The 25,379-nt window shown below is 71.4% G+C and carries 20 protein-coding genes and 1 pseudogene; 5 read left to right on the forward strand and 16 right to left on the reverse strand.

Annotated features, from left to right (window positions below; genetic code table 11):
- Positions 1–12: 12 nt before the first annotated feature.
- The 5 genes from RKD20_RS19870 to bldG form a co-directional block, all read right to left on the reverse strand.
- Positions 13–1,539, reverse strand: a complete 1,527-nt coding sequence (locus RKD20_RS19870) for a DUF7059 domain-containing protein (RefSeq protein WP_424878883.1) — start codon at positions 1,537–1,539, stop codon at positions 13–15.
- 147 nt (positions 1,540–1,686) lie between these two features.
- Positions 1,687–2,289: a small secreted protein gene (locus RKD20_RS19875; RefSeq protein WP_424878884.1), complete on the reverse strand. Its 603-nt coding sequence runs from the start codon at positions 2,287–2,289 to the stop codon at positions 1,687–1,689.
- Between the two features lie 214 nt (positions 2,290–2,503).
- The gene (locus tag RKD20_RS19880; protein WP_424878885.1) at positions 2,504–4,912 is read right to left on the reverse strand and encodes a sodium-translocating pyrophosphatase; all 2,409 of its coding nucleotides are present in this window, start codon (positions 4,910–4,912) and stop codon (positions 2,504–2,506) included.
- 289 nt (positions 4,913–5,201) lie between these two features.
- Positions 5,202–5,639, reverse strand: a complete 438-nt coding sequence (locus RKD20_RS19885; RefSeq protein WP_424878886.1) for an ATP-binding protein — start codon at positions 5,637–5,639, stop codon at positions 5,202–5,204.
- A 118-nt stretch (positions 5,640–5,757) separates the two neighbouring features.
- On the reverse strand, positions 5,758–6,099 hold the full coding sequence (gene bldG / locus RKD20_RS19890) for an anti-sigma factor antagonist BldG (RefSeq protein WP_006132569.1): 342 nt from the start codon (positions 6,097–6,099) through the stop codon (positions 5,758–5,760).
- Between the two features lie 80 nt (positions 6,100–6,179).
- On the opposite strand from bldG, the gene RKD20_RS19895 reads away from it, so the two are divergent.
- Positions 6,180–8,741, forward strand: coding sequence for a DEAD/DEAH box helicase (locus RKD20_RS19895; RefSeq protein ID WP_424878887.1), 2,562 nt, complete (start codon positions 6,180–6,182; stop codon positions 8,739–8,741).
- Positions 8,742–8,781: 40 nt separating this feature from the next.
- Here the strand turns inward: RKD20_RS19895 and RKD20_RS19900 are convergent.
- From RKD20_RS19900 to ssd, 7 genes and pseudogenes are all read right to left on the reverse strand, one after another.
- Positions 8,782–9,195, reverse strand: a pseudogene (locus RKD20_RS19900) (Rv3654c family TadE-like protein); the annotation flags it as partial.
- Positions 9,192–9,557 carry a TadE family type IV pilus minor pilin gene (locus tag RKD20_RS19905; RefSeq protein WP_424878888.1) on the reverse strand — a complete coding sequence of 122 codons (366 nt, stop codon included), beginning with the start codon at positions 9,555–9,557 and terminating at the stop codon, positions 9,192–9,194. The gene RKD20_RS19905 and the pseudogene RKD20_RS19900, both read right to left, overlap by 4 nt.
- A complete protein-coding gene (locus RKD20_RS19910; protein ID WP_424878889.1) occupies positions 9,544–9,765 on the reverse strand; it encodes a DUF4244 domain-containing protein in 222 nt (73 codons plus the stop codon). The genes RKD20_RS19905 and RKD20_RS19910 overlap by 14 nt, the downstream gene beginning before the upstream one ends.
- Positions 9,766–9,863: 98 nt before the next feature.
- Positions 9,864–10,652 (reverse strand): type II secretion system F family protein, encoded by a 789-nt coding sequence (locus RKD20_RS19915; RefSeq protein ID WP_424878890.1) that lies wholly within the window; start codon positions 10,650–10,652, stop codon positions 9,864–9,866.
- Positions 10,649–11,581, reverse strand: coding sequence for a type II secretion system F family protein (locus RKD20_RS19920; RefSeq protein WP_424883272.1), 933 nt, complete (start codon positions 11,579–11,581; stop codon positions 10,649–10,651). The genes RKD20_RS19915 and RKD20_RS19920 overlap by 4 nt, the downstream gene beginning before the upstream one ends.
- A 69-nt stretch (positions 11,582–11,650) precedes the next feature.
- Positions 11,651–12,820, reverse strand: a complete 1,170-nt coding sequence (locus RKD20_RS19925) for a TadA family conjugal transfer-associated ATPase (protein WP_424883273.1) — start codon at positions 12,818–12,820, stop codon at positions 11,651–11,653.
- Positions 12,821–13,008: 188 nt separating this feature from the next.
- On the reverse strand, positions 13,009–14,121 hold the full coding sequence (gene ssd / locus RKD20_RS19930; RefSeq protein WP_424883274.1) for a septum site-determining protein Ssd: 1,113 nt from the start codon (positions 14,119–14,121) through the stop codon (positions 13,009–13,011).
- 609 nt (positions 14,122–14,730) lie between these two features.
- On the opposite strand from ssd, the gene RKD20_RS19935 reads away from it, so the two are divergent.
- The gene (locus RKD20_RS19935) at positions 14,731–15,564 is read left to right on the forward strand and encodes an HAD family hydrolase (RefSeq protein ID WP_424878891.1); all 834 of its coding nucleotides are present in this window, start codon (positions 14,731–14,733) and stop codon (positions 15,562–15,564) included.
- Between the two features lie 335 nt (positions 15,565–15,899).
- Here RKD20_RS19935 and RKD20_RS19940 read toward each other — a convergent pair whose 3' ends face one another.
- Positions 15,900–16,724, reverse strand: a complete 825-nt coding sequence (locus tag RKD20_RS19940) for a Fic family protein (RefSeq protein WP_020118791.1) — start codon at positions 16,722–16,724, stop codon at positions 15,900–15,902.
- A gap of 101 nt (positions 16,725–16,825) precedes the next feature.
- On the opposite strand from RKD20_RS19940, the gene RKD20_RS19945 reads away from it, so the two are divergent.
- Positions 16,826–17,806: an ATP-binding protein gene (locus tag RKD20_RS19945; RefSeq protein ID WP_424878892.1), complete on the forward strand. Its 981-nt coding sequence runs from the start codon at positions 16,826–16,828 to the stop codon at positions 17,804–17,806.
- An 18-nt stretch (positions 17,807–17,824) separates the two neighbouring features.
- On the opposite strand, the gene RKD20_RS19950 is transcribed toward RKD20_RS19945, so the two are convergent.
- Positions 17,825–19,102: a hypothetical protein gene (locus RKD20_RS19950; RefSeq protein WP_424878893.1), complete on the reverse strand. Its 1,278-nt coding sequence runs from the start codon at positions 19,100–19,102 to the stop codon at positions 17,825–17,827.
- 297 nt (positions 19,103–19,399) lie between these two features.
- Between RKD20_RS19950 and RKD20_RS19955 the strand changes: the two genes are divergently transcribed.
- Positions 19,400–21,811 (forward strand): SulP family inorganic anion transporter, encoded by a 2,412-nt coding sequence (locus RKD20_RS19955; protein WP_424878894.1) that lies wholly within the window; start codon positions 19,400–19,402, stop codon positions 21,809–21,811.
- Positions 21,812–21,859: 48 nt separating this feature from the next.
- Here the strand turns inward: RKD20_RS19955 and RKD20_RS19960 are convergent, their stop codons facing one another.
- Positions 21,860–22,423, reverse strand: a complete 564-nt coding sequence (locus RKD20_RS19960; protein ID WP_424878895.1) for a hypothetical protein — start codon at positions 22,421–22,423, stop codon at positions 21,860–21,862.
- A complete protein-coding gene (locus RKD20_RS19965) occupies positions 22,420–23,025 on the reverse strand; it encodes an RNA polymerase sigma factor (RefSeq protein WP_424878896.1) in 606 nt (201 codons plus the stop codon). The genes RKD20_RS19960 and RKD20_RS19965 overlap by 4 nt, the downstream gene beginning before the upstream one ends.
- Before the next feature lie 230 nt (positions 23,026–23,255).
- Here RKD20_RS19965 and acs point away from each other — a divergent pair, with 230 nt between their 5' ends.
- On the forward strand, positions 23,256–25,214 hold the full coding sequence (gene acs, locus RKD20_RS19970; protein WP_424878897.1) for an acetate--CoA ligase: 1,959 nt from the start codon (positions 23,256–23,258) through the stop codon (positions 25,212–25,214).
- Positions 25,215–25,379: the final 165 nt, after the last annotated feature.

The following is a 25,379-nucleotide window of genomic DNA, read 5'->3' on the forward strand; positions in this document are numbered from 1 at the left end:
CTCAGCGGTGGGTCACGCGGGTTCCAGGAACCCCTGCTCCACCAGCAGCCGGATCTGCGCGGGCGTGCGGTCGCGCAGCATGACCGGGTCCTCGTCCATGAGCTGGGCGATCGCGTCCAGGATGCGGCCCGCGCTCAGCGAGCCGTCGCACACGCCGGCGAAGCCCGCGCCCACGGTGTCCACCTTGGTGGCCCGGCGCATCCCGCGGTGCTGGCGCAGCACCACGTGTTCGGGGTCCTCCGCGCCGGGCAGCCCGACCTGCTCCTGCACGATCTCGGGCACGAGGGTGAAGTGGGCCTCCAGCAGGGCCGCGTCGTCGTGGGCGCGCAGGTAGTCGAGGCGCTCGAAGTGTGCCCGGACGGTGTCGCCGAGCGGCTGCTCGATCGGGTGCGGCCACTCCTCCACGGTGATCGAGGGCACGGCGGAGCCCGTCCTGCGCAGGGTGATCCAGCCGAAGCCCACGGCCCTCACCTTGCGCGCCTCGAACTCGTCCAGCCATGCGTCGTAGAGCGCCTGGTACTCGGCCGGATCGCCGCGGTGGTCACCGGCGTCCCTCAGCCACAGCTCGGCGTACTGCGTGACGTCCTGGACCTCGCGCTGCACGATCCACGCGTCGCAACCGCGCGGCACCCACGACCTGAGCCTGTCCTGCCAGTCCTCCCCCGCGACGTGCTGCCAGTTGGCGAGGAACTGCGCGAACCCGCCCTCGTTCAACAGCTCCCCCGCCCCCTGAACGACCGAGCGGCACAGATCGTCCCCGCCCATCCCGCCGTCGCGGTACGTCAGCCGCGCACCGGGCGAGATCACGAAGGGCGGGTTGGACACGATGAGGTCGTACGTCTCGCCCTGCTTGACGGGCTCGAACAGCGAGCCCTCCCGCAGATCGGCCGCCGGGGCGCCGGACAGGGCCAGCGTGAGCGCGGTGATGTGCAGCGCGCGCGGGTTGAGGTCGGTCGCGGTCACGCGCGTGGCGTGCTGGGCGGCGTGCAGGGCCTGGATGCCGGAGCCGGTGCCGAGGTCGAGGGCGGAGCCGACGGGCGTGCGGACGGTGATGCCGGCGAGGGTCGTGGAGGCGCCGCCGACGCCGAGGACGACCCCTTCCTCCCGGCTGCCGATGCCACCGGCACCGCCCACGGCGCAGCCCAGGTCCGACACGATGAACCAGTCCTCGCCACCGGGGCCGCCGTACGGCCGTACGTCCACCGTCGCGGCGACCTCGTCCGTGCCGGTGCGCACCAGCCAGCCGCTCTCCAGGCACGCCTCGACGGGCAGAACGTCGGCCACGCGCGCGTGGAGCACCGGCTGCTGGAGGAGGAACAGGCGTACGAGCACCTCCAGCGGGGTGTCCCCGCGGGTCGCCCGGAGCGCGGGCACGGTCTCGCTGCGCGCGAGGGCCGCGTACGCGGGGGCGCCGAGCAACTCCAGCAGCCCGTCGGCGGTGAAGGAGGCTCCGAGCAGGGCGTCCCGGAGCCGGGCGGTGGCATCGGGACGGCCGGGAGCGGGGGCGGCGGGCAGCGGGGGCAGACTCGAGGTACTCACGCCCCCATTGTGTCCCGCACCCGCCCCGCCGCACGCCTCACCGAGCGGCTCGGGGCGCGACTCGGCCACCGAGGCCGGCACGGGCGCACAAGGGCGCGGCGCCGAGAGCGTCTGCAGATGGCAGGTGGCTGGGCACCCACCGGCCGCTCAGCTGTCCGTCGCCGAGGCGGACGCCGCCGGGGACGTGGACGCCTGCTTGCAGCCCGACTGCTCGGACAGTGCCTGCTTGGTGTCGCCCGACTCCAGGTCCTTCAGCGCCGCGAGGGCGGTCTGGCGCTGCTGCTCGACCTTGTTCATCTCGGCCGAGACGTCCTTGAGACCGGTCGCGAACTTCGCCTGGTCCTTGGTATTGAGCCCGTCCACCTGCGTCTTCATGTCGGCATAGGACGCCGAGAGCGCCGTGAGCTGCTTGACGGCCTCCTGGAGCTTCTTCGCCCCGCCCTCGGCACCGGGAGGCGCTCCGGCGTTCCTGATGACCGTGGCGCGCGCCTTGTAGCCGTCGGACAGGTCCTGGAAGGCCTGGGAATCGGCCTTCTGGAGCTCCGCCGGGGTGCTCTCGGTGTCCTCGGCCGCCTTGGTGATCGCGTCGTAGGCCGCCGTGATCTTCTTGTTCTGGGCCGGCACCAGGTCACAGACCTTCTTGGCCCAGGCGTCGAGTTCCTTGTTGTCCTTGCCGCCACCGCCACATCCCGACAGCGCCAGTACCAGTACCGCACCGCCGGACAGTGCGGCCGCGAGCTTCTTGTTCACCGGATCGGTCCCTTCCGTGGCCTCTCAGCCCCCGGACCTTACACAGGACCCGCACCGCACCCGCGCGCCGAATGTCGCTTATATATGCCTTTATGGCTGTATACGACAGGCGAGAGAAGCCTCACGGCCGAGCGGCGCGCACGCACAGGGCGGGCGTGCGGCGCATGAACGCGCGCCGCCCGCCCGCCCCTTGAGCTGGGCCTCGTGCCAGGACCTACGAAACCACCGCGGGGTCCGCCGACTTGGCCACCTTCTTCTCGTTGTCTTCGTCACCCACGGCGATGCCCCGCCGCTTGGAGACATAGACCGCGACGGCGATCACGAGGAACGCGAGGACGGCGATGAAGATCCGTACGCCGATGCTCTTGTCGTCGCCGTAGCTGAACTTGATCACCGCCGGTGCGATCAGCAGCGCCACCAGGTTCATCACCTTCAGCAGCGGGTTGATCGCGGGACCCGCGGTGTCCTTGAAGGGGTCGCCGACGGTGTCGCCGATCACGGTCGCGGCATGGGCCTCGCTGCCCTTGCCACCGTGATTGCCGTCCTCGACGAGCTTCTTGGCGTTGTCCCAGGCACCGCCGGAGTTGGCCAGGAAGACCGCCATGAGCGTGCCCGCCCCGATCGCGCCCGCGAGGAACGCGCCGAGGGCGCCGACCCCGAGGGTGAACCCGATGAAGATCGGCGCCATCACGGCGAGCAGTCCGGGCGTGGTGAGCTCGCGCAGGGCGTCCCTGGTGCAGATGTCGACGACCTTGCCGTACTCGGGCTCCTCGCTGTAGTCCATGATCCCGGGATGCTCGCGGAACTGCCGCCGTACCTCGTAGACCACCGAGCCCGCCGACCTCGACACCGCGTTGATCGCCAGCCCGGAGAAGAGGAAGACGACCGCCGCGCCGGCGATCAGGCCGACGAGGTTGTTGGGCTGTGAGATGTCCATCATCAGGCTCATCGGCGCGCCCGCTCCGCTGAGCTTCTCGCCGACGTCCTGCGCGCCGGTCGTGATCGCGTCACGGTACGACCCGAAGAGCGCCGACGCCGCGAGCACCGCGGTGGCGATGGCGATGCCCTTGGTGATGGCCTTGGTGGTGTTGCCGACGGCGTCCAGATTGGTGAGCACCTGCGCGCCCGCGCCCTCGACGTCGCCGGACATCTCGGCGATGCCCTGCGCGTTGTCGGAGACCGGCCCGAAGGTGTCCATGGCGACGATCACACCGACCGTGGTGAGCAGGCCGGTGCCGGCCAGCGCCACCGCGAACAGCGCCAGCATGATCGAGGTGCCGCCGAGCAGGAAGGCACCGTAGACGCCGAGGCCGATCAGCAGGGCGGTGTAGACGGCGGACTCGAGACCGATCGAGATACCGGCGAGGACGACGGTGGCGGGCCCCGTGAGCGAGCTCTTGCCGATGTCCTTTACCGGGCGGCGGGTGGTCTCGGTGAAGTAGCCGGTCAGCTGCTGGATGACGGCCGCCAGCAGAATGCCGATCGCCACCGCGACGAGGGCGAGGATCCGCGGATCGCCGTCCCTGCCGCTGATCGCCGTGTCGGTGACGCCGTCGAGGTCGGCGTACTTCCCCGGCAGGTAGACGAAGGCGGCCACCGCCACCAGCACGAGTGAGATCACCGCGGAGATGAAGAACCCGCGGTTGATCGCGGACATGCCGCTGCGGTCGGAGCGTCGCGGGGCCACCGCGAAGATGCCGACCATCGCGGTGAGCACGCCGATCGCCGGGACGAGCAGCGGGAAGGCGAGTCCGGCGTCGCCGAAGGCCGCCTTGCCGAGGATCAGCGCGGCGACGAGGGTCACGGCGTACGACTCGAAGAGGTCGGCCGCCATGCCCGCACAGTCGCCGACGTTGTCGCCCACGTTGTCGGCGATGGTCGCGGCGTTGCGCGGGTCGTCCTCCGGGATGCCCTGCTCGACCTTGCCGACCAGGTCGGCGCCGACGTCGGCGGCCTTGGTGAAGATGCCGCCGCCGACACGCATGAACATCGCGATGAGCGCCGCGCCGAGACCGAAGCCCTCCAGGACCTTCGGCGCGTCGGCCGCGTACACCAGCACCACACAGGAGGCGCCCAGCAGGCCGAGCCCCACCGTGAACATGCCGACCACGCCGCCCGTACGGAAAGCGATCTTCATGGCTTTGTGCGAGACGGCCGTGAGATCCTTTTCCGGCTCGCCTTCCGCCGGAGTGGCTTCTCGGGCCGCCGCGGCCACCCGCACATTGCTGCGCACGGCGAGCCACATGCCGATATAGCCGGTGGTCGCCGAGAACGCCGCGCCGATCAAGAAGAACACGGATCGGCCTGCGCGCTGATTCCAGTCGTCCGCGGGCAGCAGCATGAGCAGGAAGAACACGACGACGGCGAATACGCCGAGCGTGCGCAACTGGCGTGCCAGATAGGCGTTCGCGCCTTCCTGGACCGCAGCCGCGATCTTTTTCATGCTGTCGGTGCCCTCGCCGGCCGCGAGCACCTGGCGCACCAGGACTCCTGCCACCACGAGTGCCGCCAGGGCGACGACCGCGATGACCGCGATGAGCACCCGGTTGTCGTGGGTGAGCACCGCGGCCGCGAGGGTTGTTGTGGGCTGGTCCAACTGATCAGGGGTAGAAAGCCCCGCCATTCGTCCTCCTTGACGCTTGGGCTGAGCTCAAGATGTGGACGGATTGTAGGTACCCCGCCCTGATCAAAACAGGGCGCGGTAAACGGAATCGGCCTTTACAGAACCTGAAAGCAGTAATGCCCCGAAGGCATTCATCACCGATATCTAGATCGTGAACCAATTCACGATACGCATCGCGCCTGACCACTGTAGGCACAGAAAGCCCACGCCGACATGCGGAAGGGCCCCACCGGTGTGGTGGGGCCCTTCCGCATGTCGAACAGAAATCTGGTTCGAAGCGGGGAGGAAGTCAGGGAAGCACCGCGGCCGGCGGCGTGGTCGGCCAGGTCATACGGATCTGTCCGCCATGCTCCCCTGCGGTGACCTCGACGTCGTCGACGAGGCCGCTGATGACCGCAAGGCCCATCTCGTCCTCCTCGGTGTCGGCGTCGGGCTCCTCGCCCGGTGCGCCCGACGCCCGGTCACCCGGGGTCGAACGCGGCGCCTCGTCGCCGACCTCGATGGAGAACTGCTTCTCCTCCTCGATCAGCAGCACCTGGACCGGCGCGGAGATGCCGCCGCTCTGGTGCAGTCCGACGGCACGGGTGCAGGCCTCGCCGACGGCGAGCCTGACCTCGTCGAGGACGGCCTCGTCCACTCCGGCCCTGCGCGCCACCGCTGCCGCCACAAGTCGGGCGGTCCTGACGTGCTCGGGCAGCGCGCTGAAACGGAGTTCAACGGTGGCCATGCGTCCCCCTCGGAACTACGGGCGTGCTGTCGGGGGACCGGGCCGCCGAAAGCCCGGACCCCCTCTCTTGCTTCTGTCGACGTCCTTCTGCCGCTCCGGGCACGGGCCCGGGAACGGGTCAGTCGGTCGCCGCCACCGCTTCCTCGACCGAGGTGTGGATCGGGAACACCTTGGTGAGGCCGGTGATACGGAAGATCTTGAGAATGCGCTCCTGGTTGCAGACCAGGCGCAGCGAGCCCTCATGGGCGCGCACCCGCTTCAGTCCGCCGACCAGTACGCCGAGCCCGGTGGAGTCGAGGAAGTCCACGCCCTCCATGTCGACGACAAGGTGGAAACTGCCGTCATTCACCAGCTCGACCAGCTGCTCGCGCAGCTTGGGCGCGGTATATACGTCGATTTCGCCACCGACCCTGACGATCGTGCGATCGCCGACGGTCTCGGTCGACAGGGACAGGTCCACGGATCCTCCAGCACCTTGCTATCGAGCGGTCGCCCCTCGGGACACCTCGGCAGAGCCCCCGGGACGGTTCGCCAGCCGCGATGGCATTCAATCACTTACCGGCAGGCGTGCACGACGCCTTGGTCCCATTGTCCGTCACGCCAGTGACACACTCGGTGCCGATGGCCAAGAATCTCCGATCCGATCGACCCTCGACGGACACCGGTTCCCGCCCTACGCCGAGCACGGTCCTGGACCGACTCGCCGCCGGGCCGAGCCGGGCTGCGCGCATCACTCATACGGAGCACTTGCCCCCACGTGCGGGTCGCCATGCCGTCTGGCCGGACCGGATCCGCTCGGAGGTCATCGCGGCCGTCCAGGCCTGCGGTATCGAGCACCCCTGGGCCCACCAGGCACGCGCGGCCGAGCATGCTCTGGACGGCGAGTCGGTCGTGGTCGCCACCGGCACCGCCTCCGGCAAGTCCCTGGCATACCTCGTGCCGGTCCTGTCCACGCTCCTGGACGGCTCCGAGGCCCCGAACGGCCGCGGCGCCACCACGCTCTACCTGTCCCCCACGAAAGCCCTGGCGGCGGACCAGTGCCGCTCGGTGAAGGAACTTTCACAACCGCTGGCCAATTCCGTGCGCCCCGCGGTCTACGACGGCGACACGCCGTTCGAGGAACGCGAGTGGATCCGCCAGTACGCCAACTACGTGCTGACCAACCCGGACATGCTGCACCGCGGGATACTCCCGTCCCACTCCCGCTGGTCCTCCTTCCTGAAGGCGCTCAAGTACGTCGTCATCGACGAATGCCACACCTACCGGGGTGTCTTCGGTTCCCATGTCGCGCAGGTGCTGCGCCGCCTGCGCCGCCTCTGCGCCCGCTACGGCGCCTCCCCCGTTTTCCTGCTGGCCTCGGCGACCGCCGCCGAGCCGTCGGTCGCCGCCCGCCGCCTCACCGGCCTCCGGGTGGTCGAGGTCGCCGACGACGCCTCACCGCGCGGCGAACTGGTGTTTGCCCTGTGGGAGCCCCCGCTGACCGAGATGCAGGGCGAGAAGGGCGCCCCCGTCCGCCGCACGGCCACTGCGGAGACGGCCGACCTCCTCACCGACCTCGCCGTGCAGGGCGTGCGCTCGGTCGCCTTCGTGCGCTCCCGGCGCGGCGCCGAGCTGATCTCCGTGATCGCCCAGGAACGGCTGGCCGAGGTCGACCGCTCCCTGGCCCGCCGCGTGGCGGCGTACCGCGGCGGCTACCTCCCCGAGGAGCGCCGCGCCCTGGAACAGGCCCTCCACTCAGGAGAGCTGCTGGGCCTGGCCGCCACCACCGCCCTGGAACTCGGCATCGACGTCTCGGGTTTGGACGCCGTGCTGATCTCCGGCTACCCCGGCACGCGCGCGTCCCTGTGGCAGCAGGCAGGCCGGGCGGGTCGAGCCGGCCAAGGCGCCCTGGCCGTACTGGTGGCCCGCGACGACCCCCTGGACACCTTCCTCGTCCACCACCCCGAAGCCCTCTTCGACCAGCCGGTCGAATCCACCGTCCTCGACCCCGACAACCCGTACGTCCTCGCCCCGCACCTGTGCGCGGCCGCGGCGGAACTGCCGTTGACGGACGAGGACATGGAGCTGTTCGGGCCGGAGACCGAGAGCCTGCTGGGGCAGCTGGAGTCCGCGAAGCTCCTGCGCCGCCGCACCAAGGCCTGGCACTGGACCCGCCGGGAGCGGGCCGCCGACCTCACCGACATCCGCGGGGAGGGCGGCCGGCCCATCCAGATCGTCGAGTCCGGCACGGGCCGCCTCCTCGGCACGGTCGACGCGGGCTCCGCCCACACCGCCGTCCACGAGGGCGCGGTCCACCTCCACCAGGGCCGCACCTATCTCGTCCGCTCCCTGGACCTGGAGGACTCGGTCGCCCTGGTCTCGGAGGCCAACCCGTCCTACTCGACGGTGGCCCGCGACACGACCTCCATCACCGTCCTGGAGACGGACACCGAGATCCCCTGGGGCGACGGACGCCTGTGCTACGGCTCCGTCGAGGTCACCAACCAGGTCGTCTCCTTCCTCCGCAGACGCCTCATCACCGGTGAAGTACTGGGCGAGACGAAACTCGACCTCCCTCCTCGTACGCTCCGCACCCGCGCGGTGTGGTGGACGGTCACCGAGGACCAGCTCGACGAGGCCCGGATCAACCCGGAGATCCTCGGCGGCGCCCTGCACGCCGCCGAACACGCCTCGATCGGCCTGCTGCCCCTGTTCGCGACCTGCGACCGCTGGGACATCGGCGGCGTGTCGATCCCGCTGCACCCCGACACGCTGCTGCCCACCGTCTTCGTCTACGACGGCCACCCGGGCGGCGCGGGCTTCGCGGAGCGCGCCTTCCACACCGCCCGCGCCTGGCTCACCGCCACCCGCCAGGCCATCGCCTCCTGCGAGTGCGACGCCGGCTGCCCGTCCTGCATCCAGTCCCCCAAGTGCGGCAACGGCAACGACCCGCTGCACAAGAGGGGAGCGGTGCGGCTCCTCACGGTGCTGTTGCGGGGGGCGCCGGAGGAGGGGCACCCCGGGGAGCCGCGAGAGGAGCCCGCTCCGGAGCCCGAATTCCGGAGGCCGTCGGAAGCGGAGCCTGCGACGGAACCGGCCCCGCAGGCCCCGCCCGCGCCCTGACCTCCGCCGTGAACGGCCCCCCACCGGAAGCGGCCGTCACATCGGCGATCTCCCCGACCATCACGCACCGCACGATCCGCGCACCCTGATCCCGCCCCACCTCCTCCGCCCGAGCGCAGGCCACCGCCGGCCCGTCGGCCCAGTGGTCCGCCGCCGCGAGCGCCGCCAGATCCGCACCACCGGCCGCCCGATGCCGTACGACCACGGCCTGCCCGAGAGCCAGCACGGCCCCGAACACCACGCACAGCACCGCGATGGCACCGACACTCCAGACGGTGGCCGAACCTTGGTCCGAACGGGCGGCGGCGACCTGCGGGCCGACCCACCGGTCGGCAGAGCGGCGGACGAACCGCCTGGCACCGGCCCAGGCCTTCGCGAACCGCACAACGCCCCACCGCAAGAACTCCCCGGCGGCGGTTTCGCGCTCCGCGGCTCCGCCCCTGATCGCCTTCATCCCCCTTCCCCCACCGTCGCCTCCACCAGGGCCACGGCCTCCTCCCGCACCTCGAACGGCAGGCCGTGCAGCGCCGGCGGCTTCGCCACGACCACGACACGGACCCGGTCGCCCTCCCGGGCGACCGTCACCTCCGCATCGCGCGGTGCCGTGTCCCGAGCCGCCCGGACGACCGCCTCGGTGGGGTCCTCGCGGGCCGCCGCGCGGGCGCCCGTCCTGGCCGCGTCCACGCACTGGATCTGGGCGGCCACCACCAGCAGCCCCCATACCAGTGCCATCGCGAACATCACCAGCACGGGCAGCACCATGGCCGACTCCGCCGTCACGAACCCCTCGTCCGCGGTCCGTTCACGCCTTCGCATCGAGCGCCCGTTTCACGATGGCCTGGAGTTCCGCGCTGACGGCCCCGCTCGTCACGACCTTGTAGAGCACCACCGCGAACGCCACCGCCGCGACGATCCCCATCGCGTACTCGGAGGTGACCATTCCGTCGTCCCCGCGCATCGCCTGCACCCGGCACATCGTCCTGCACACCAGGTCACGCATCCGCGCCCGCACTACCTTGTACATTTCAACCCCCGTAAGGATCAGTCCTGTCGATTACCGTCTGACTGCTCGTACGCCTGCTCGTCCGTCTCCTCGTCCGCCGGCTCACCGACCGTCGGCCGTCATCGCCCACCCCCTCCCAGCACTCCCCCCGCGAGCCCGATCACGATCGGCAGCACGCCGACGGCGATGAACGCGGGCAGGAAACACAGCCCCACCGGCGCGGTGACCAGGACGGCGGCCTTCCGTGCCCGTGCCGTCGCCGCGCGGCCCCAGTCGGCGCGGGCGTCCGCCGCGAGGCCGCCGACCGGCCCGGCCGCGGGCAGTCCGGTCACGTCGGCGCGTTCCAGCAGCCGGGCCAGCGCCCCGGCGCCCGGCGTCGAGGCGAGTCTTCGCCAGGCCTCGCCCGGTTCGCCGCCGAGCCGTACCTCCGCCGCCCCGCGCGCGAGTCCCTCTCCCACGGGTCCGCCCAGGGCCTCGCCCACGGCCTGGGCCGCGATCACGGGTCCGGCGCCCGCCGCGATACAGGCGGCCAGCAGGTCGGCGGCGAGCGGTAGTTGCCGGGCCGCCTCACGTGCGTCGGTCTCCTCCGCGCCCTCGCCGGCCGTCTGGCGCAGCCGCCATCGCCACAACCCCGCCGCGACGACCAGTCCGACCACGGCACCCGCGACTCCCCCGACAAGCACCCACCCGGCACACCCGACGCCGAGCACGGGCAGCCACCGCCGCGCGAAAGCCCTCCCCTCGAGCCGCGGGCCCTCGACCCTGGTCTCCGATGCGGCCAGCAACTCTCCGAGCCGCCGCCGCAGCCCGCGCTCACGCCGCGCCGCCGCGGCCCACCGGGCGAGCCAGGCAAGCGCCAGCGCGGTCCCCAGAACCGCCCCCAGCCTGTGGACAACCTCCGCACTCATGCCGCCTCGGCTCCCCGTACGATCCGCGTCGCCCACCACATCCCGACGCCCTCCAGCAGGCCACCGACCAGCAGACAGCCCAGCCCGCTCCCGGTGTGCAGAAGGACGTGCAGGGGGTCGGCGCCGAGGGCGGTACCCAGGCCCAGCCCCAGGACCGGCAGCGCGGCGAGCATCCACGCCGTAGACCGCGCTCCCGCCAACTGGGCTCGCAGATCGGCCCGTTGGTCACGCTCGGCGCGCAATGCCCCTTCGAGCCGGTCGAGCCCGGCCGCGAGCCCCGCGCCCTGGTCCACGGCCACCCGCCAGCACGCGGCAAGCCCCAGCAGCCCCTCGGCCCCGGGCCGACGAGCCGCCGCCGCGAGCGCCCCCGGAACATCCCCGCCGAACCGGGCCGCCGCCAGCACCGCGGCCTGTGTCTCCCCGAGCCCACCGGACTCCGGCGCTCCAGCACCTGACCCACCCGAGCCGCCGACCCCACCGTCCCCCGGCCCCTCGAAGTCCCGCACAGCCCGCACCAGCGCCTCCCCCGGCTGCCGCCCCGCGCGCACCTCCCCGGCGACCACCGCGCACAGCGCGATCACCGCGGCCGCCCGCCGCTCACGCACCCGACGCTCCTCCCGGGCCAGCCGCACCCGCCGCAGCAACGGCACCCCGGCCGCCCCCACCACAACCGGCAGCACCGAGGCCCCGAGGACGGCGAGCACCAGCCCGGCGGCCGCCGCCCACCACTCGAACCCCACCCGCCCTCGAACCCGCCGCAACTCCCCCGCCAGCCGCCGCCACGGCGGAGGCCCCAGTCCCACCGGTCCGCCGCCGGCCAGCAGCACCTGCGCCCGCCGCGCCCCCGAACGCCGCCCGCCCCACAGCCACACGGCCATCCCGAGGCACCCCACGGCCACTCCCGTCGACCCCACCGACATCTCCCCCATCCCGATCACCACGTCCTCTCCCCGTCCGAGCCCGCTCGTCGCCGTGCCCGCGGTCCCCACCCACCCGGGTCATCCGCCCTCCGCCGGGCCCCGCATCGCATCCCCGAGCAGCCCCCGCAGCCGCTCCCACCCCCGCTCGTACGCGAACTCCTCTTCTCCCCACCGCAACGCCGGCACCGTCCGCACCAGCCCGGTGGAGTCCCTCTCCAGCACCCGCACCTCGGCGATCCGCCGCCGCCCGGTCCGGTCGCGCACGAGATGCAGGACAACCGACAGCGCGGCCGCCAACTGGCTGTGCAACGTGGCCCGGTCGAGCCCGGCGGCCGTACCCAGTGCCTCCAGACGGGCCGGTACGTCGGCCGCCGCGTTGGCGTGCACGGTCCCGCAGCCGCCCTCATGGCCCGTGTTCAACGCGGCCAGCAGGTGCACCACTTCGGGTCCGCGCACCTCGCCCACGACGAGCCGGTCCGGTCGCATCCGCAGTGCCTGGCGCACCAGGTCCTCGAGCGTGACGAGGCCTGCGCCCTCCTGGTTGGCGGGTCTCGTCTCCAGCCGGACCACGTGCGGATGGTCCGGTCTGAGCTCCGCCGAGTCCTCCGCGAGCACGATCCGCTCACCCGGCCCGACGAGCCCCAGCAGCGCACTCAGCAGCGTCGTCTTCCCGGTGCCCGTCCCACCGCTGATGAGGAAGGACAGCCGCGCGTCGAGCAGCGCCCTGAGCACCTGGTCCCCGCCGGGCGGCACCGTGCCGGCCGCGACGAGTTCGTCGAGCGTGAACGCGCGCGGCCGTACGACCCGCAGGGACAGACAGGCACAGCCGACGGCGACCGGAGGAAGCACCGCGTGCAGCCGCGTTCCGTCCGGCAGCCGGGCGTCCACCCAGGGCCGCGCGTCGTCGAGGCGCCGCCCCGCCACCGCGGCGAGCCGCTGCGCGAGTCGTCGTACGGCGGCCGCGTCGGGGAAGGAGACGGCGGTCAGTTCGAGTCCGCCGCCCCGGTCCACCCAGACCCGGTCCGGCGCCGACACCAGGACGTCCGTCACCGACGGGTCGGTGAGCAGCGGCTCCAGGGGCCCGCTGCCGACCAGTTCGGACCGCAACCGCTCGGCCGCGCCCAGCACTTCGGCGTCCCCGAGGACCCGCCCCTGCTCCCGCAGCGCCTGTGCCACCCGCGCGGGCGTCGGTTCGGCCCCGCTCTCGGCCAGCCACTGCCGTACGCCGGCCAGCAGCCCGGGGGCCATGTCGGCGCCGGCCGCCGAGGTCGCCGTAGGAACACCGGCCGGGGTCGGCCGCAGCCGTCCGGCAGGGGCGACCGGTGCCCCATCCGGCAGCCGTCGTCCGACGGGGCCCGCTGCCGGATCACCCCTCCGCCGCGCCTCGGCAGAACCGCTGCCCGCGCCATCCACCCGTTCGAACCCTGAGAACACGCTCATGCCGCCCCCGCCTCCGTCAACGCGCGCTCCCAGAACTCCTTGCAGAACCGCGCCAGCGGTCCCCGCACGGCCGCCCCCGGTGGTGCTCCGCTTCCCTGGGGCCGCAGGAGTGCCGACTCGACCGGGACCTCGCCCACCAGGGGCAGGCCCAGCAGGCGGGCCACCTCGCGGTCGTCGAGTCCGGGTGCGTACGGGCCGCGGACCGCCACCCGCAGGTCGCGCAGGACCATGCCGACCGCCGAGGCCACGCGGCCGGCCGCGGCGACGGCGCGCAGTTCGGCCGGGACCACGAGGATCCCGAGGTCCAGTTGGGCGAGGACCTCGGCGACGCCGTCGTCGAGGCGGCGGGGCAGGTCGACGACGACGGTGCCGCCCCGGCGCCGGGCCGCGGCGAGCACGGCCCGTACGGCCTGCGGCGGGACGGCGATGCGGTCGCCGCGGTCCCAGCTCAGGACCCGCAGCGAGTGCAGTCGCGGCAGCGACTCCTCCAGGGCGCCGCCGCCGACCCGCCCGCGCGAGGCGGCGAACGCGGGCCAGCGCAGCCCCTCGGTGCTCTCGCCGCCGAGGAGTACGTCGAGTCCGCCGCCCAGCGGATCGGCGTCCACGAGGAGCGTGCGCAGGCCCTCACGCGCGGAGGTGACGGCGAGGGCACACGCGAGCGTGGAGGCTCCGGCCCCGCCGCGGCCGCCGATGACGCCGACGGTGAGGGCCGGGCGGCCGACGCCCTCGGTGACGTCGGCGATCCGGTCGACCAGCCACTGCTCGCCGTCGGGCAGCATCAGGACGTGGTCGGCGCCGATCTCGACGGCCCGCTTCCACACCCCGGAGTCGTCCTGGTCCCGGCCCACGAGCACCACTCCGCGCCTGCGGGTGGCTCCGCGCACCCGCCGTGCGGCGTCGTCGCCGACCAGGATGAGCGGGGCGGCCTCCCAGCTGCCTCTGGGCTGCGGCACCCCGTGATGGACCTCGGCCGTCGCCCCCGCCGCCGCGCACAGCCGCAGCAGGTCGTCCAGTAGGTCCTCGTCCTCCGTGACGATCAACGGCCGGCCCGGCCGCCCTCCGGCGGCGGGCTGTCCCTCGTGTGTGACGGCTGCGGTCACGGTCTCCATCCCCCTTCGCCGCGCCACGCGGGAGCCTCCTCCAAGGCCCGCGCGGCGCCTCTCTCACGCGGCCCCTTCGGCCCCGCGATTCCCAAACATGTGAAGAACCGGCAACCGGCCTCCATATGAACGGCCGATACGAACCGGCCAAACACGTCCGACTAACCGGAACCGGCCATGAAGGCGGCCGGAGCGGGACGTGTGGGAATCACGGTGCAGCCATCCCGGAAATCGTGTGGATCTTGGTCGATAACTGTGGACAACTCGGCGGTTGTGAATATCGCCATCACCCATACCGGTGAGCCCGTGCCAGCCGTGCACGACTTCCACAGAGCAGCACTACGACTACTTACAGTGACGGATCGTGAGCATGCGGAAAAGGCGGCCGAAGCCGCCTCGATACGGTCACAGAACCGCGCAAGAAAGAGGAAAACCCACCCGGACATGCGACGACCCCCACCGGGGGGGAGAGTGGGGGTCGCCTCCACGGCCGACTCGGGGGGGGAGGAGCCGGACCGGGTTAGCACGGTCGCGAACGATCCGTGACTTCCATGGTGTACCCGAGAGCCCTCTCAGGCAAACCCACGCGCCTCACCTTACGCCGAATGGGCTGCACCTATGCTCGGGGTCGTGGAAAACCACTCGTTGCCCCGCACAGCTGCCTTCTTTGACCTGGACAAGACGGTCATTGCGAAGTCAAGCACGCTCACGTTCAGCAAGTCGTTCTACCAAGGCGGCCTGATCAACCGCAGGGCCGCCTTGCGGACCGCATATGCCCAGTTCGTCTTCCTCGTCGGCGGTATGGACCACGACCAGATGGAGCGCACCCGCGAGTACCTCTCCGCACTCGTGCGCGGCTGGAACGTGCAGCAGGTCAAGGAGATCGTGGCCGAGACCCTCCACGACCTGATCGACCCGATCATCTACGACGAGGCCGCCTCCCTCATCGAGGAGCACCACACCGCCGGCCGGGACGTCGTCATCGTCTCCACGTCCGGCGCCGAGGTGGTCGAGCCGATCGGCGAACTCCTGGGCGCCGACCGGGTGGTGGCGACCCGGATGGTCGTGGGCGAGGACGGCTGCTTCACCGGCGAGGTGGAGTACTACGCGTACGGCCCGACGAAGGCGGAGGCGGTCAAGGAGCTGGCCGAGTCCGAGGGGTACGACCTGGAGCGCTGCTACGCCTACAGCGACTCGGCGACCGACCTGCCGATGCTGCGGGCCGTAGGCCATCCGCACGCGGTCAACCCGGACCGGGCACTGCGCAAGGAAGCCCTCACGCGCGGGTGGCCGATTCTCGATTTCCACCGGCCGGTCCGGCTCAAGCAGCGGCTGCCCGGATTCGCCGTACCGCCCCGCCCGGCGCTCGTCGCGGTCGCCGCGATAGGAGCGGCAGCGGTGACGGCGGGCCTCGTCTGGTACGCGAACCGGCGGCGCTCGACCCTGGCCTGAGGCGATTACGACTACTTGGCGCCTGTTTGAGGACAAAAGTAAAGAACGACGGCCAGGGGTTCCGCTTGCTGCGGTCCAGGAGTACAAAGGGGTTAACGGCCCGCGAGACCAAGGACATCCGAGAGGATCACCTTAGAAACGCATTTGGCCCCACGGACCGAGCATGAACACCGGGCACCCACGCGACGTCGACCCGTCGATTACGGGCCAGCCGCACCAGGTGACGGGCAAAGTTCCCGACCTGATGGGCAATATATCGAGGACGCTTGGTAACCCGGTGAACATGCCAGCGGCGGTACGAGTCCTCGTACCGCCGCAACCCTGTTCCAGGGGTTTTACGCCGCCCCGCGCTGAAGCGCCTCGCACACCGCCGTCGACTCGCGCGCGCCCAGCTCGATCGCGCTGCCGCAGTGGGCGATCCAGGCGGCCATGCCCTCGGGGGTGCCGGAGACGTACCCGTCGAGCGCCGCCAGATAGGCCGCGCGGCCCAGTTCGGCGTGACCGACCTCCGCCGGGCAGACCGACTTCGGGTCGAGACCGCTGCCGACCAGGACGATTCGCGCGGCCGCGCGCGCGACCAGGCCGTTGTGGGAGACGAAGGGCCTCAGGGCGAGCAGTTCGCCCTGTACGACGGCGGCCGTGACCAGGGCGGGGGCCGAACTGCCCGCGATGATCAGCTCGGACAGGCCCTCCAGTCGGCCCGAGACCTCGGCCGCGGCCGGCAGCGGCAACTCGATCAGCGGCTCGTCGACGCTCTCGTCGGCCTGACGGGGACGCCCGACCTCGTCCTCGTCGGTCGCCGCGGCGACCAGATGCAACCGGGCCAGCACCCGCAGGGGCGACTGCCGCCAGATGGACAGCAGTTGACCGGCCTCGGCCGTCAGCCTGAGCGCCGCGCCCACGACCCGCGCCTCGTCGTCGACGCCGAAGTCGGAGCGTCGACGCACCTCTTCGAGGGCCCAGTCCGCGCCGGACAGCGCTGCCGAGCCACGGGCCCCGCGCAGGGCCGCCTCGGAAGTGATCTCGTTGCTGCGGCGCCGCATGACACGGTGTCCGTAGACCCGGTCCACGGACTTGCGCACGGACTCCACGGACTCGGCCACACCGGGCAGCGAGCCCAGGGCCGCGAGCGGATCGGCGTTCGCGCCTGTCGTACTCATGAGTACGACATTACGCAACCTCGCCGCCCGCCCCTCGATGGAGTGGTCTTCCTCACGCCTGTCTGCCACATACAGCTATCGTACGACTACTCTTCGTAAACATGAAAATTGCTTTCGTCGGGAAGGGCGGCAGCGGCAAGACCACCCTGTCCTCCCTGTTCATCCGCCATCTGGCGACCACCGGAGCACCGGTGATCGCCGTCGACGCCGACATCAACCAGCACCTGGGGCCGGCGCTCGGCCTGGACGAGGCGGAGGCGGCCGCGCTGCCCGCCCTGGGCGAGCGGCTGCCGCTGATCAAGGAGTACTTGCGCGGCACCAACCCGCGAATCGCCTCGGCCGCGGAGATGATCAAGACCACTCCGCCCGGCGAGGGCTCGCGACTGCTGCGGGTGCGCGAGGACAACCCGGTCTACGACGCGTGTGCCCGGCCGGTGGAACTCGACGGCGACATCGTCCGTTTGATGGTCACCGGCCCCTTCACGGACGCCGACCTGGGGGTCGCCTGCTACCACTCCAAGACGGGAGCGGTGGAGCTGTGCCTGAACCACCTGGTGGACGGGCAGGGCGAGTACGTCGTGGTGGACATGACGGCGGGCTCGGACTCCTTCGCCTCCGGCATGTTCACCCGCTTCGACATCACGTTCCTTGTCGCCGAGCCAACCCGTAAGGGGGTCTCCGTCTATCGCCAGTACAAGGAGTACGCCCGCGACTTCGGCGTCGTACTGAAGGTCGTCGGCAACAAGGTGCAGGGCCAGGACGACCTCGACTTCCTCCGCGCCGAGGTCGGGGACGACCTGCTGGTGACGGTCGGGCACTCCGACTGGGTGCGGGCCCTGGAGAAGGGCCGGCCGCCCCGGTTCGCGCTCCTGGAGGACGTCAACCGGCGCGCCCTGCGCCGGCTGCGGACGGCCGCCGACGCGACGTACGACCTGCGCGACGGGCAGCGCTACACCCAGCAGATGGCGCACTTCCATCTGAAGAACGCCCAGGCGTGGGGCAACGAGCGCACCGGGGCCGACCTGGCGGCGCAGATCGACCCCTCGTTCGTGCTCGGTGAGAGCGCGGTGGCGGCCGTCTGAGGACGGCCGCGCGGGCGCCTACTGCTGCTTGGCCGCCGGCGCCCCCGGGACGCCCTTCGGCGCCGGGGCGGGCCGACCGGACAGGAAGGCCGGCCAGCCCTGCTTCGGTGCCTCGCCCACCCCCAGGGCACGTAGCTTCTCAAGGGTGTTCGGGTCCTGGGCGTCCAGCCAGTCGGCGAGCTGCCGGAAGGAGACGCAGCGCACGTCGGGCTTGTTGCACACCTGCTCGACGGTCTCCTTGACGGCGCGCATATAGGTGCCGCCGTTCCAGGACTCGAAGTGGTTTCCGATGATCAGAGGCGCGCGGTTGCCTTCGTAGGCCCGCTGGAAGCCCTTGAGGAGGCCGTCGCGCATCTGGTCGCCCCAGAACTCGTACTTGCCCGGGTCGCCCTGGGTCCTGGTGCCGGACTGGTTGACCATGAAGTTGTAGTCCATGGTGAGCTGCTCGTAGGAGTGCCCGGGGAAGGGCACGAGCTGCATCGACAGGTCCCACAGGCCCTGCTTCTTCTTCGGCCAGAGCTGCTCGTTGACCCCGCTGGTGTCGTAGCGGAAGCCCAGCTCGCGGGCGGCCTTCATGAAGTTCTCCTGGCCCTCCAGGCAGGGGGTGCGGGCGCCGACGAGCTCCTTGTCGTAGTCGAAGGGCAGCGGGGAGGCCTTCGTCATCCCGGTGTTGGTCTTCCAGGACTTGACGAACTTCTTCGCCTGGGCGATCTCGTCCTTCCACTCCTCGACCGACCACTGGCCGACCCCGCCGCCGCTGCCGCAGAAGTGGCCGTTGAAGTGGGTGCCGATCTCGTTGCCCTCCAGCCACGCGAGGCGCAGCTGCTTGACGGTGTCGGCGATGCCCTGCTGGTCGTTGAAACCGATGTCGGAGCGGCCCGGGGAGTGCTGCGGCGGCTTGTACTCGGTGCGCTTGTCCTCCGGCAGCATGTACACGCCGCTCAGGAAGTACGTCATCGTCGCGTGGTTCGCCTTGGCGACCTCACGGAAGCGGGAGAACAGCTTCTGGCTGTCCTCACCGGCGCCGTCCCAGGAGAACACCACGAACTGCGGGGGCTTCTCGCCGGGCTTGAGGCGCTCGGCTCTCGGCAGGTGCGGCTGGGCTCCGGTGTACGCGGTGGAGCCGTCGCCGATCAGGCGGAACGCGCGCTTGGGGGGTGCCTGGGCGGGCTTCGCCTTCAGCGGGCCGGCGGCGCCTCCCTCGAGGTCGTCGGCGCCGGTCGCGCATCCGGCGAGCGAGGCGGCGCAGACCGCGGCGACCACGGCTCCCGCGGCAATCCTGTGGGTGGCGGCCATGTTCCGCCCACCTTCTTCCTTCTCTCGGGGCAACGACAGCGCCGCCAAGTTCGCACGAGCCCGAGAATGAATTAGTACGACAAGCCGATGAAATTGCCACTTCACCCATTCAGGTGAGCTATTCACCTATTTGCCCGGAAAGTCTATGCCTGCGCTTTACTCTGCATTACGATCCATTTACCGAGCGTTGATTCATCCCGCCGCTGCACGCCGTGACCCACGGCCGCGACCCGACCCCCGACATCGACGGGGGACCACCTGTTCCGCGACCGCGCTGCCCCGGAGGAGACGGGAAAAATGTCAGCCTGTGTTCCCACCCGAGCCACCGACCCGAGCGACTCGCACCACACGAGGCGCATCCACCCTTCCCACAGCCCCCCACCGACCCCGCCCCGCCGCTTCCGTGTCGCGGGTGCCGACGTGTCGGCCTCGATCGCGGTCTTCCTGATCGCCCTGCCCCTGTCCCTGGGCATCGCCCTCGCCACCGGCGCCCCCCTCCAGGCAGGTCTCGTGGCCGCCGCCGTCGGAGGGATCGTCGCCGGCCGGCTGGGCGGGTGCCCGCTCCAGGTCAGCGGTCCCGCCGCGGGACTCACCGTGGTCACCGCCGACCTGATCCACCGCTACGGCTGGCGGACGACCTGCGCCATCACCGTCCTCGCCGGAGTGGTCCAACTCGGCCTCGGCTGCCTGCGGGTGGCCCGCACCGCGCTCGCCGTCAGCCCCGCGATCGTGCACGGCATGCTCGCCGGCATCGGCGTCACCATCGCCGTCGCCCAGTTGCACATCGTCCTCGGCGGCACCCCGCACAGCGCCGTCCTCGACAACCTCCGCGCCCTGCCCGCCCAGTTGGCGCACGTGCAGCCCGCCGCGGTCTCGGTGAGCGCGCTGACCCTGGCACTGCTGTTCATCTGGCCGCGCGTCCCGGGCCGGGCGGGCCACCTCCTGCGCAGGATCCCGGCCGCGCTCGTGGCCGTCGCCGGAGCCACCACCGCCGCCTCCCTCACCGGGCTGGCCGTGCCGAAGGTCGACCTGCCGTCCTGGAGCAGCCATGCCCTGGCCGGACTGCCCGAGGGTCCCGCGCTGGGGCTCATCGCCGCCGTGCTCACCACCACGCTGGTGTGCAGCGTGCAGTCGCTGCTGGGTGCGGTGGCCGTCGACAAGCTGGCGTCGGGGCGCCCCGACCTGATCGCCGCGAGCCCGGCTCCCGGTCGCCGCACCCGGGTAGGCCGCTCCGACCTCGACCGCGAGCTGCTCGGACAGGGAGCCGCCAACATCGTCTCCGGCACCCTGGGCGGACTGCCCGTCGCCGGTGTGGCGGTGCGCAGTTCGGCCAACGTCCAGGCGGGTGCCGTCAGCCGGAACTCCACGATGCTGCACGGCGTTCTCGTAGTGATCGCCGCGCTGCTGATGGTCCCGGTCCTCGAGTTCATCCCGCTCGCCTCGCTCGCCGCCCTGGTGATGGCCGTCGGCATCCAGATGGTGTCCCTGCACCACATCCGCACGGTGACCCGCCACCGAGAGGTCCTGGTCTACGCCGTCACCACCCTCGGCGTGGTCGTGTTCGGCGTCCTGGAGGGCGTGACGCTGGGGATCGCCGTCGCCGTCGCCGTCTCCCTGCACCGCCTCACCCGCACCCGGATCACCCACTGCGAGAGGGAAGGAGTCCATCACGTCCACGTACGCGGGCAGTTGACGTTCCTCGCGGTCCCCCGGCTGAGCCGGGCCCTGCATCTCGTCCCCCAGGGGGCGGACACCGTCGTGGAGCTGGACGGGTCGTTCATGGACCACGCGGCCTTCGAAGCGCTGCAGGACTGGCAGAAGACGCACACCGCGCAGGGCGGTGCCGTCGAGCTGACCGGGCGCAGACCGGGGACGCGCATCGCCGAGCCGTCCGAATCCGCCCACTGCCGCTGCCGCCCCTGGACGGCCTGGCGCAACCACCAGTGCGAGCGCCCGTACACCGCGCAGGCCGCCGGACAGCCCAGTGCAGCCGGCGAGCCCTGTGCCGCGCAGGCTCCGGGCGCGCCCCGCGAGTCGAGCGGGCAGGAACTGGCGCGTGGCATCAGCGCGTTCCAGCGCAACACCGCGCCGATCGTGCGGGGTGAGCTGGCCCGGCTGGCGCGCGAGGGCCAGCAGCCGGACCAGCTCTTCCTCACCTGCGCCGACTCACGGCTGGTCACCTCGATGATCACCTCCAGTGGTCCGGGCGACCTGTTCGTGGTGCGCAACGTGGGCAACCTCGTCCCCCTGCCCGGTGAGGAGAGCGGGGACGACTCGGTGGCGGCCGCGATCGAGTACGCGGTGGACGTGCTGAAGGTGCGCTCCATCACGGTGTGCGGACACTCCGGCTGCGGGGCCATGCAGGCACTGCTCAACTCCGAGCCGGGAGGCGCCCCGACCCCGTTGAAGCGGTGGCTGCGGCACGGACTGCCCAGCCTGGAGCGGATGGCCGACGGCAGCGGGCCCTCGGCCAGGCTCGCCGGACGGGCGCCCGCCGACGCGGTCGAGCAGCTCTGTCTGACCAACGTGGTCCAGCAGTTGGAGCATCTGAGCGCCCATGACTCGGTCGCCCGCGCTCTGCGGGAGGGGGAGCTGGAGCTGCACGGGATGTACTTCCACGTGGGCGAGGCCCAGGCGTACCTGCTCACCGAGACGGACGGGGACGGGCTGTTCGGCCATGTGGAGGCGGCGGCGGACCTGCCGGCGTGAGTCTTGCCGGCGGTGCGGCCCCTTCGCGAGGGGCCGCACATCCGCTCCCTAGGTCCCGCTCGGCGTCGGCTTCACCGGAACACAGGGCTCCACGTCGGCCTCGGTCGGATAGACGTCGACCTTGTGCGGCTCCGCCCCGTCGTTGAAGTTCACGAAGACCAGCACATTGCCGCGGTGCAGGGTGATCTTCCGGGCCCACTGGAGGGTGAAGAGCGGGACCACCCCGCCCTCCGAGGTGTGTGCCCAGAGCACCGTGTCCCCCTGGCAGCCATAGCCGGGGCGCAGGATCTGCACCTCCACCTCGATGCCGTTCGGGCGCAGCTCCCGTGCGAGTTCACGCTGGTCCTCGACATCGATGTACTGCTCATTGGCGGTGAGCGTGACGGTCCCGTCCTCATGGCGCTCCAGCGCATACGCCGCGGACCCGGCCGGCGTCCCCGGCGACAGCACCACCGCGAGCCCGGCCGCCGCGCAGACCCCCGCGGCCAGGGCGAGTCGGCGGCCGGTGAGCAGCGCGCGCCGCGTGGCAGGCACCGGCACGGACTCCCGCCGCTCGATCTCCCCCTGCAACTCCACCAGCAGCCGGTCCTCGAACATCGTCCTCGTCGTCATGTCGCTCCCCCGGTTCCTTCCGTGACGTACGACAGGAAGCTGCCGTACGGCTCCCCACCCTGTGATTCCGCCTGCTCCCGCAGGGACTTGCGCGCTCTGTGCAGCCGTACACGCGCCGCCACCCGGCTGATCCCCAACGCCGTCGCCGCCTCGGCGACCGTCAGTTCGTCGACGGCGACCAGTTCCAGGACGGCTCTCTCCCCCGCGGGGAGCCGTTCCAGGGCGGCCAGAGCGCGGCGGCCCGGGCTCTGCGCGTCGAGCTTGTCCTCCAGGCGGGCGATGTCATCGGGCTCCAGCAGCCGCCGGCCCGAGATGCGCCGGTCGCGGTCGGTCTCGCGGGCGACCCGTCGGCGCTCCCCGGCGACCACGTTGCGGGCGATGCCGTACAGCCACGCCCGCTCGCTGCCCCGGGACGGGCGGTAGGTGTGGGCGGAGTCCAGGACCGCCAGGAAGATCTCGGCCGTCAGGTCGGCGACCGTGTGCGGATCCACGACACGCCGGGCCACGAAAGACGTCATCGCCTCCACATGGCGCCGGTAGAACTCCTCGAAGAGCTGTGGGTCGCGGGCCGCGGCCCGCGGTCCGCCCCGTATGCCTTCCACGCAAGCTCCCTTCGTCGATGGCGCTTCACCCGTACTTGGGCGGGAGTGTGAAAGGCGTTACAGGCGCTGAACTCCGCCTGGTCGGCGTACGTGGGTACGGATGACCCGGGCCGCCGGACTCGACGTCCAACAGGTCTAAACCAATTTCAGGTCGACCCTTGTCATCACGCCCCCCGGGGTGATGAGCTGTGGCCTGGGACACAACGGACACCCTGGGAAAGGCAGATGCCGTGAGCAACGAAAGCCTGGCCAACCTGCTCAAGGAAGAGCGCAGGTTCGCACCCCCCGCCGACCTGGCCGCGGGCGCCAACGTCACGGCGGAGGCGTATGAGCAGGCCAAGGCTGACCGGCTGGGGTTCTGGGCCGCGCAGGCCCGCCGGCTGAGCTGGGCCAAGGAGCCGACCGAGACACTGGACTGGTCGAACCCGCCGTTCGCCAAGTGGTTCCAGGACGGCGAGCTCAATGTGGCGTACAACTGCGTCGACCGGCATGTCGAGGCGGGGCACGGCGACCGGGTCGCCATCCACTTCGAGGGCGAGCCGGGCGACAGCCGCGCGATCACCTACGCCGAGCTCAAGGACGAGGTCTCCAAGGCCGCGAACGCCCTGCTGGAACTGGGGGTCCGCAAGGGCGACCGGGTCGCCGTCTACATGCCGATGATCCCCGAGACGGCCGTCGCGATGCTCGCCTGCGCGCGCATCGGCGCGGCCCATTCCGTGGTCTTCGGCGGCTTCTCGGCGGACGCCCTCGCCACCCGTATCCAGGACGCCGACGCCAAGGTCGTCATCACCTCCGACGGCGGCTACCGGCGCGGCAAGCCGTCCGCGCTCAAGCCGGCCGTCGACGAGGCGGTCGGCAAGGCCGGCAATGTCGAGCACGTGCTGGTCGTCCGCCGGACCGGCCAGGAGGTCGCCTGGGACGACAGCAAGGACGTGTGGTGGCACGAGATCGTCGAGCGGCAGTCCGCCGAGCACGCCCCCGAGGCGTTCAACGCCGAGCAGCCGCTGTTCATCCTCTACACGTCCGGCACGACGGGCAAGCCCAAGGGCATCCTGCACACCTCCGGCGGCTACCTCACCCAGACCGCGTACACGCATCACGCCGTCTTCGACCTCAAGCCGGAGACCGACGTCTACTGGTGCACGGCCGACGTCGGCTGGGTGACCGGGCACTCGTACATCGTCTACGGCCCGCTCGCCAACGGCGCCACCCAGGTCATGTACGAGGGCACGCCGGACACCCCGCACCAGGGCCGTTTCTGGGAGATCGTCCAGAAGTACGGGGTGACGATCCTGTACACGGCGCCGACCGCGATCCGTACGTTCATGAAGTGGGGCGACGACATCCCCGCCAAGTTCGACCTGTCCAGCCTGCGCGTGCTCGGCTCGGTCGGTGAGCCGATCAACCCCGAGGCGTGGATCTGGTACCGCAAGCACATCGGCGCCGACCGGACCCCGATCGTGGACACCTGGTGGCAGACCGAGACCGGCGCGATGATGATCTCCCCGCTGCCGGGGGTGACCGCGACCAAGCCCGGTTCCGCGCAGACGCCGCTGCCGGGCATCTCCGCCACCGTCGTCGACGACGAGGCGAACGAGGTCCCGAACGGCGGAGGCGGCTACCTCGTCCTCACCGAGCCGTGGCCGTCGATGCTGCGCACCATCTGGGGCGACGACCAGCGCTTCCTCGACACGTACTGGTCGCGCTTCGAGGGCCGGTACTTCGCCGGTGACGGCGCCAAGAAGGACGACGACGGCGACATCTGGCTGCTGGGCCGCGTCGACGACGTCATGCTGGTCTCCGGCCACAACATCTCCACCACCGAGGTGGAGTCCGCGCTCGTCTCCCACCCCTCGGTCGCCGAGGCGGCTGTCGTCGGTGCCGCGGACGAGACGACCGGGCAGGCCATCGTCGCCTTCGTGATCCTGCGCGGCACGGCGAACGCCGAGGACGAGGGCCTCGTCGCCGGCCTGCGCAACCACGTCGGCGCCACCCTCGGTCCGATCGCCAAGCCGCAGCGGGTCCTGCCGGTGGCCGAGCTGCCCAAGACCCGTTCCGGCAAGATCATGCGTCGTCTGCTGCGGGACGTGGCCGAGAACCGCCAGCTCGGTGACGTCACCACGCTGACGGACTCCACGGTCATGGACCTCATCCAGGCCAAGCTGCCGGCCGCGCCCAGCGAGGACTGAGCGGCTTCTTGAACGAGGGCTGAGCACCTTCTTGGACCAGGGGGGCGCCGGGCGCGAGAACGCGCCCGGCGCCCCTTTTAGGTAAACTAAACAAAACAGCGTGACCCTCAAGGTGTGCCGGGAAGTCTGGTCGGCGAGTAGCCCCGTCCTGCCCACCGACCGGAG

Origin of the sequence: Streptomyces sp. SLBN-8D4 (assembly GCF_049739545.1) — a bacterium.
In the GTDB taxonomy this organism is placed as follows: Bacteria; Actinomycetota; Actinomycetes; order Streptomycetales; family Streptomycetaceae; genus Streptomyces; species Streptomyces canus_C.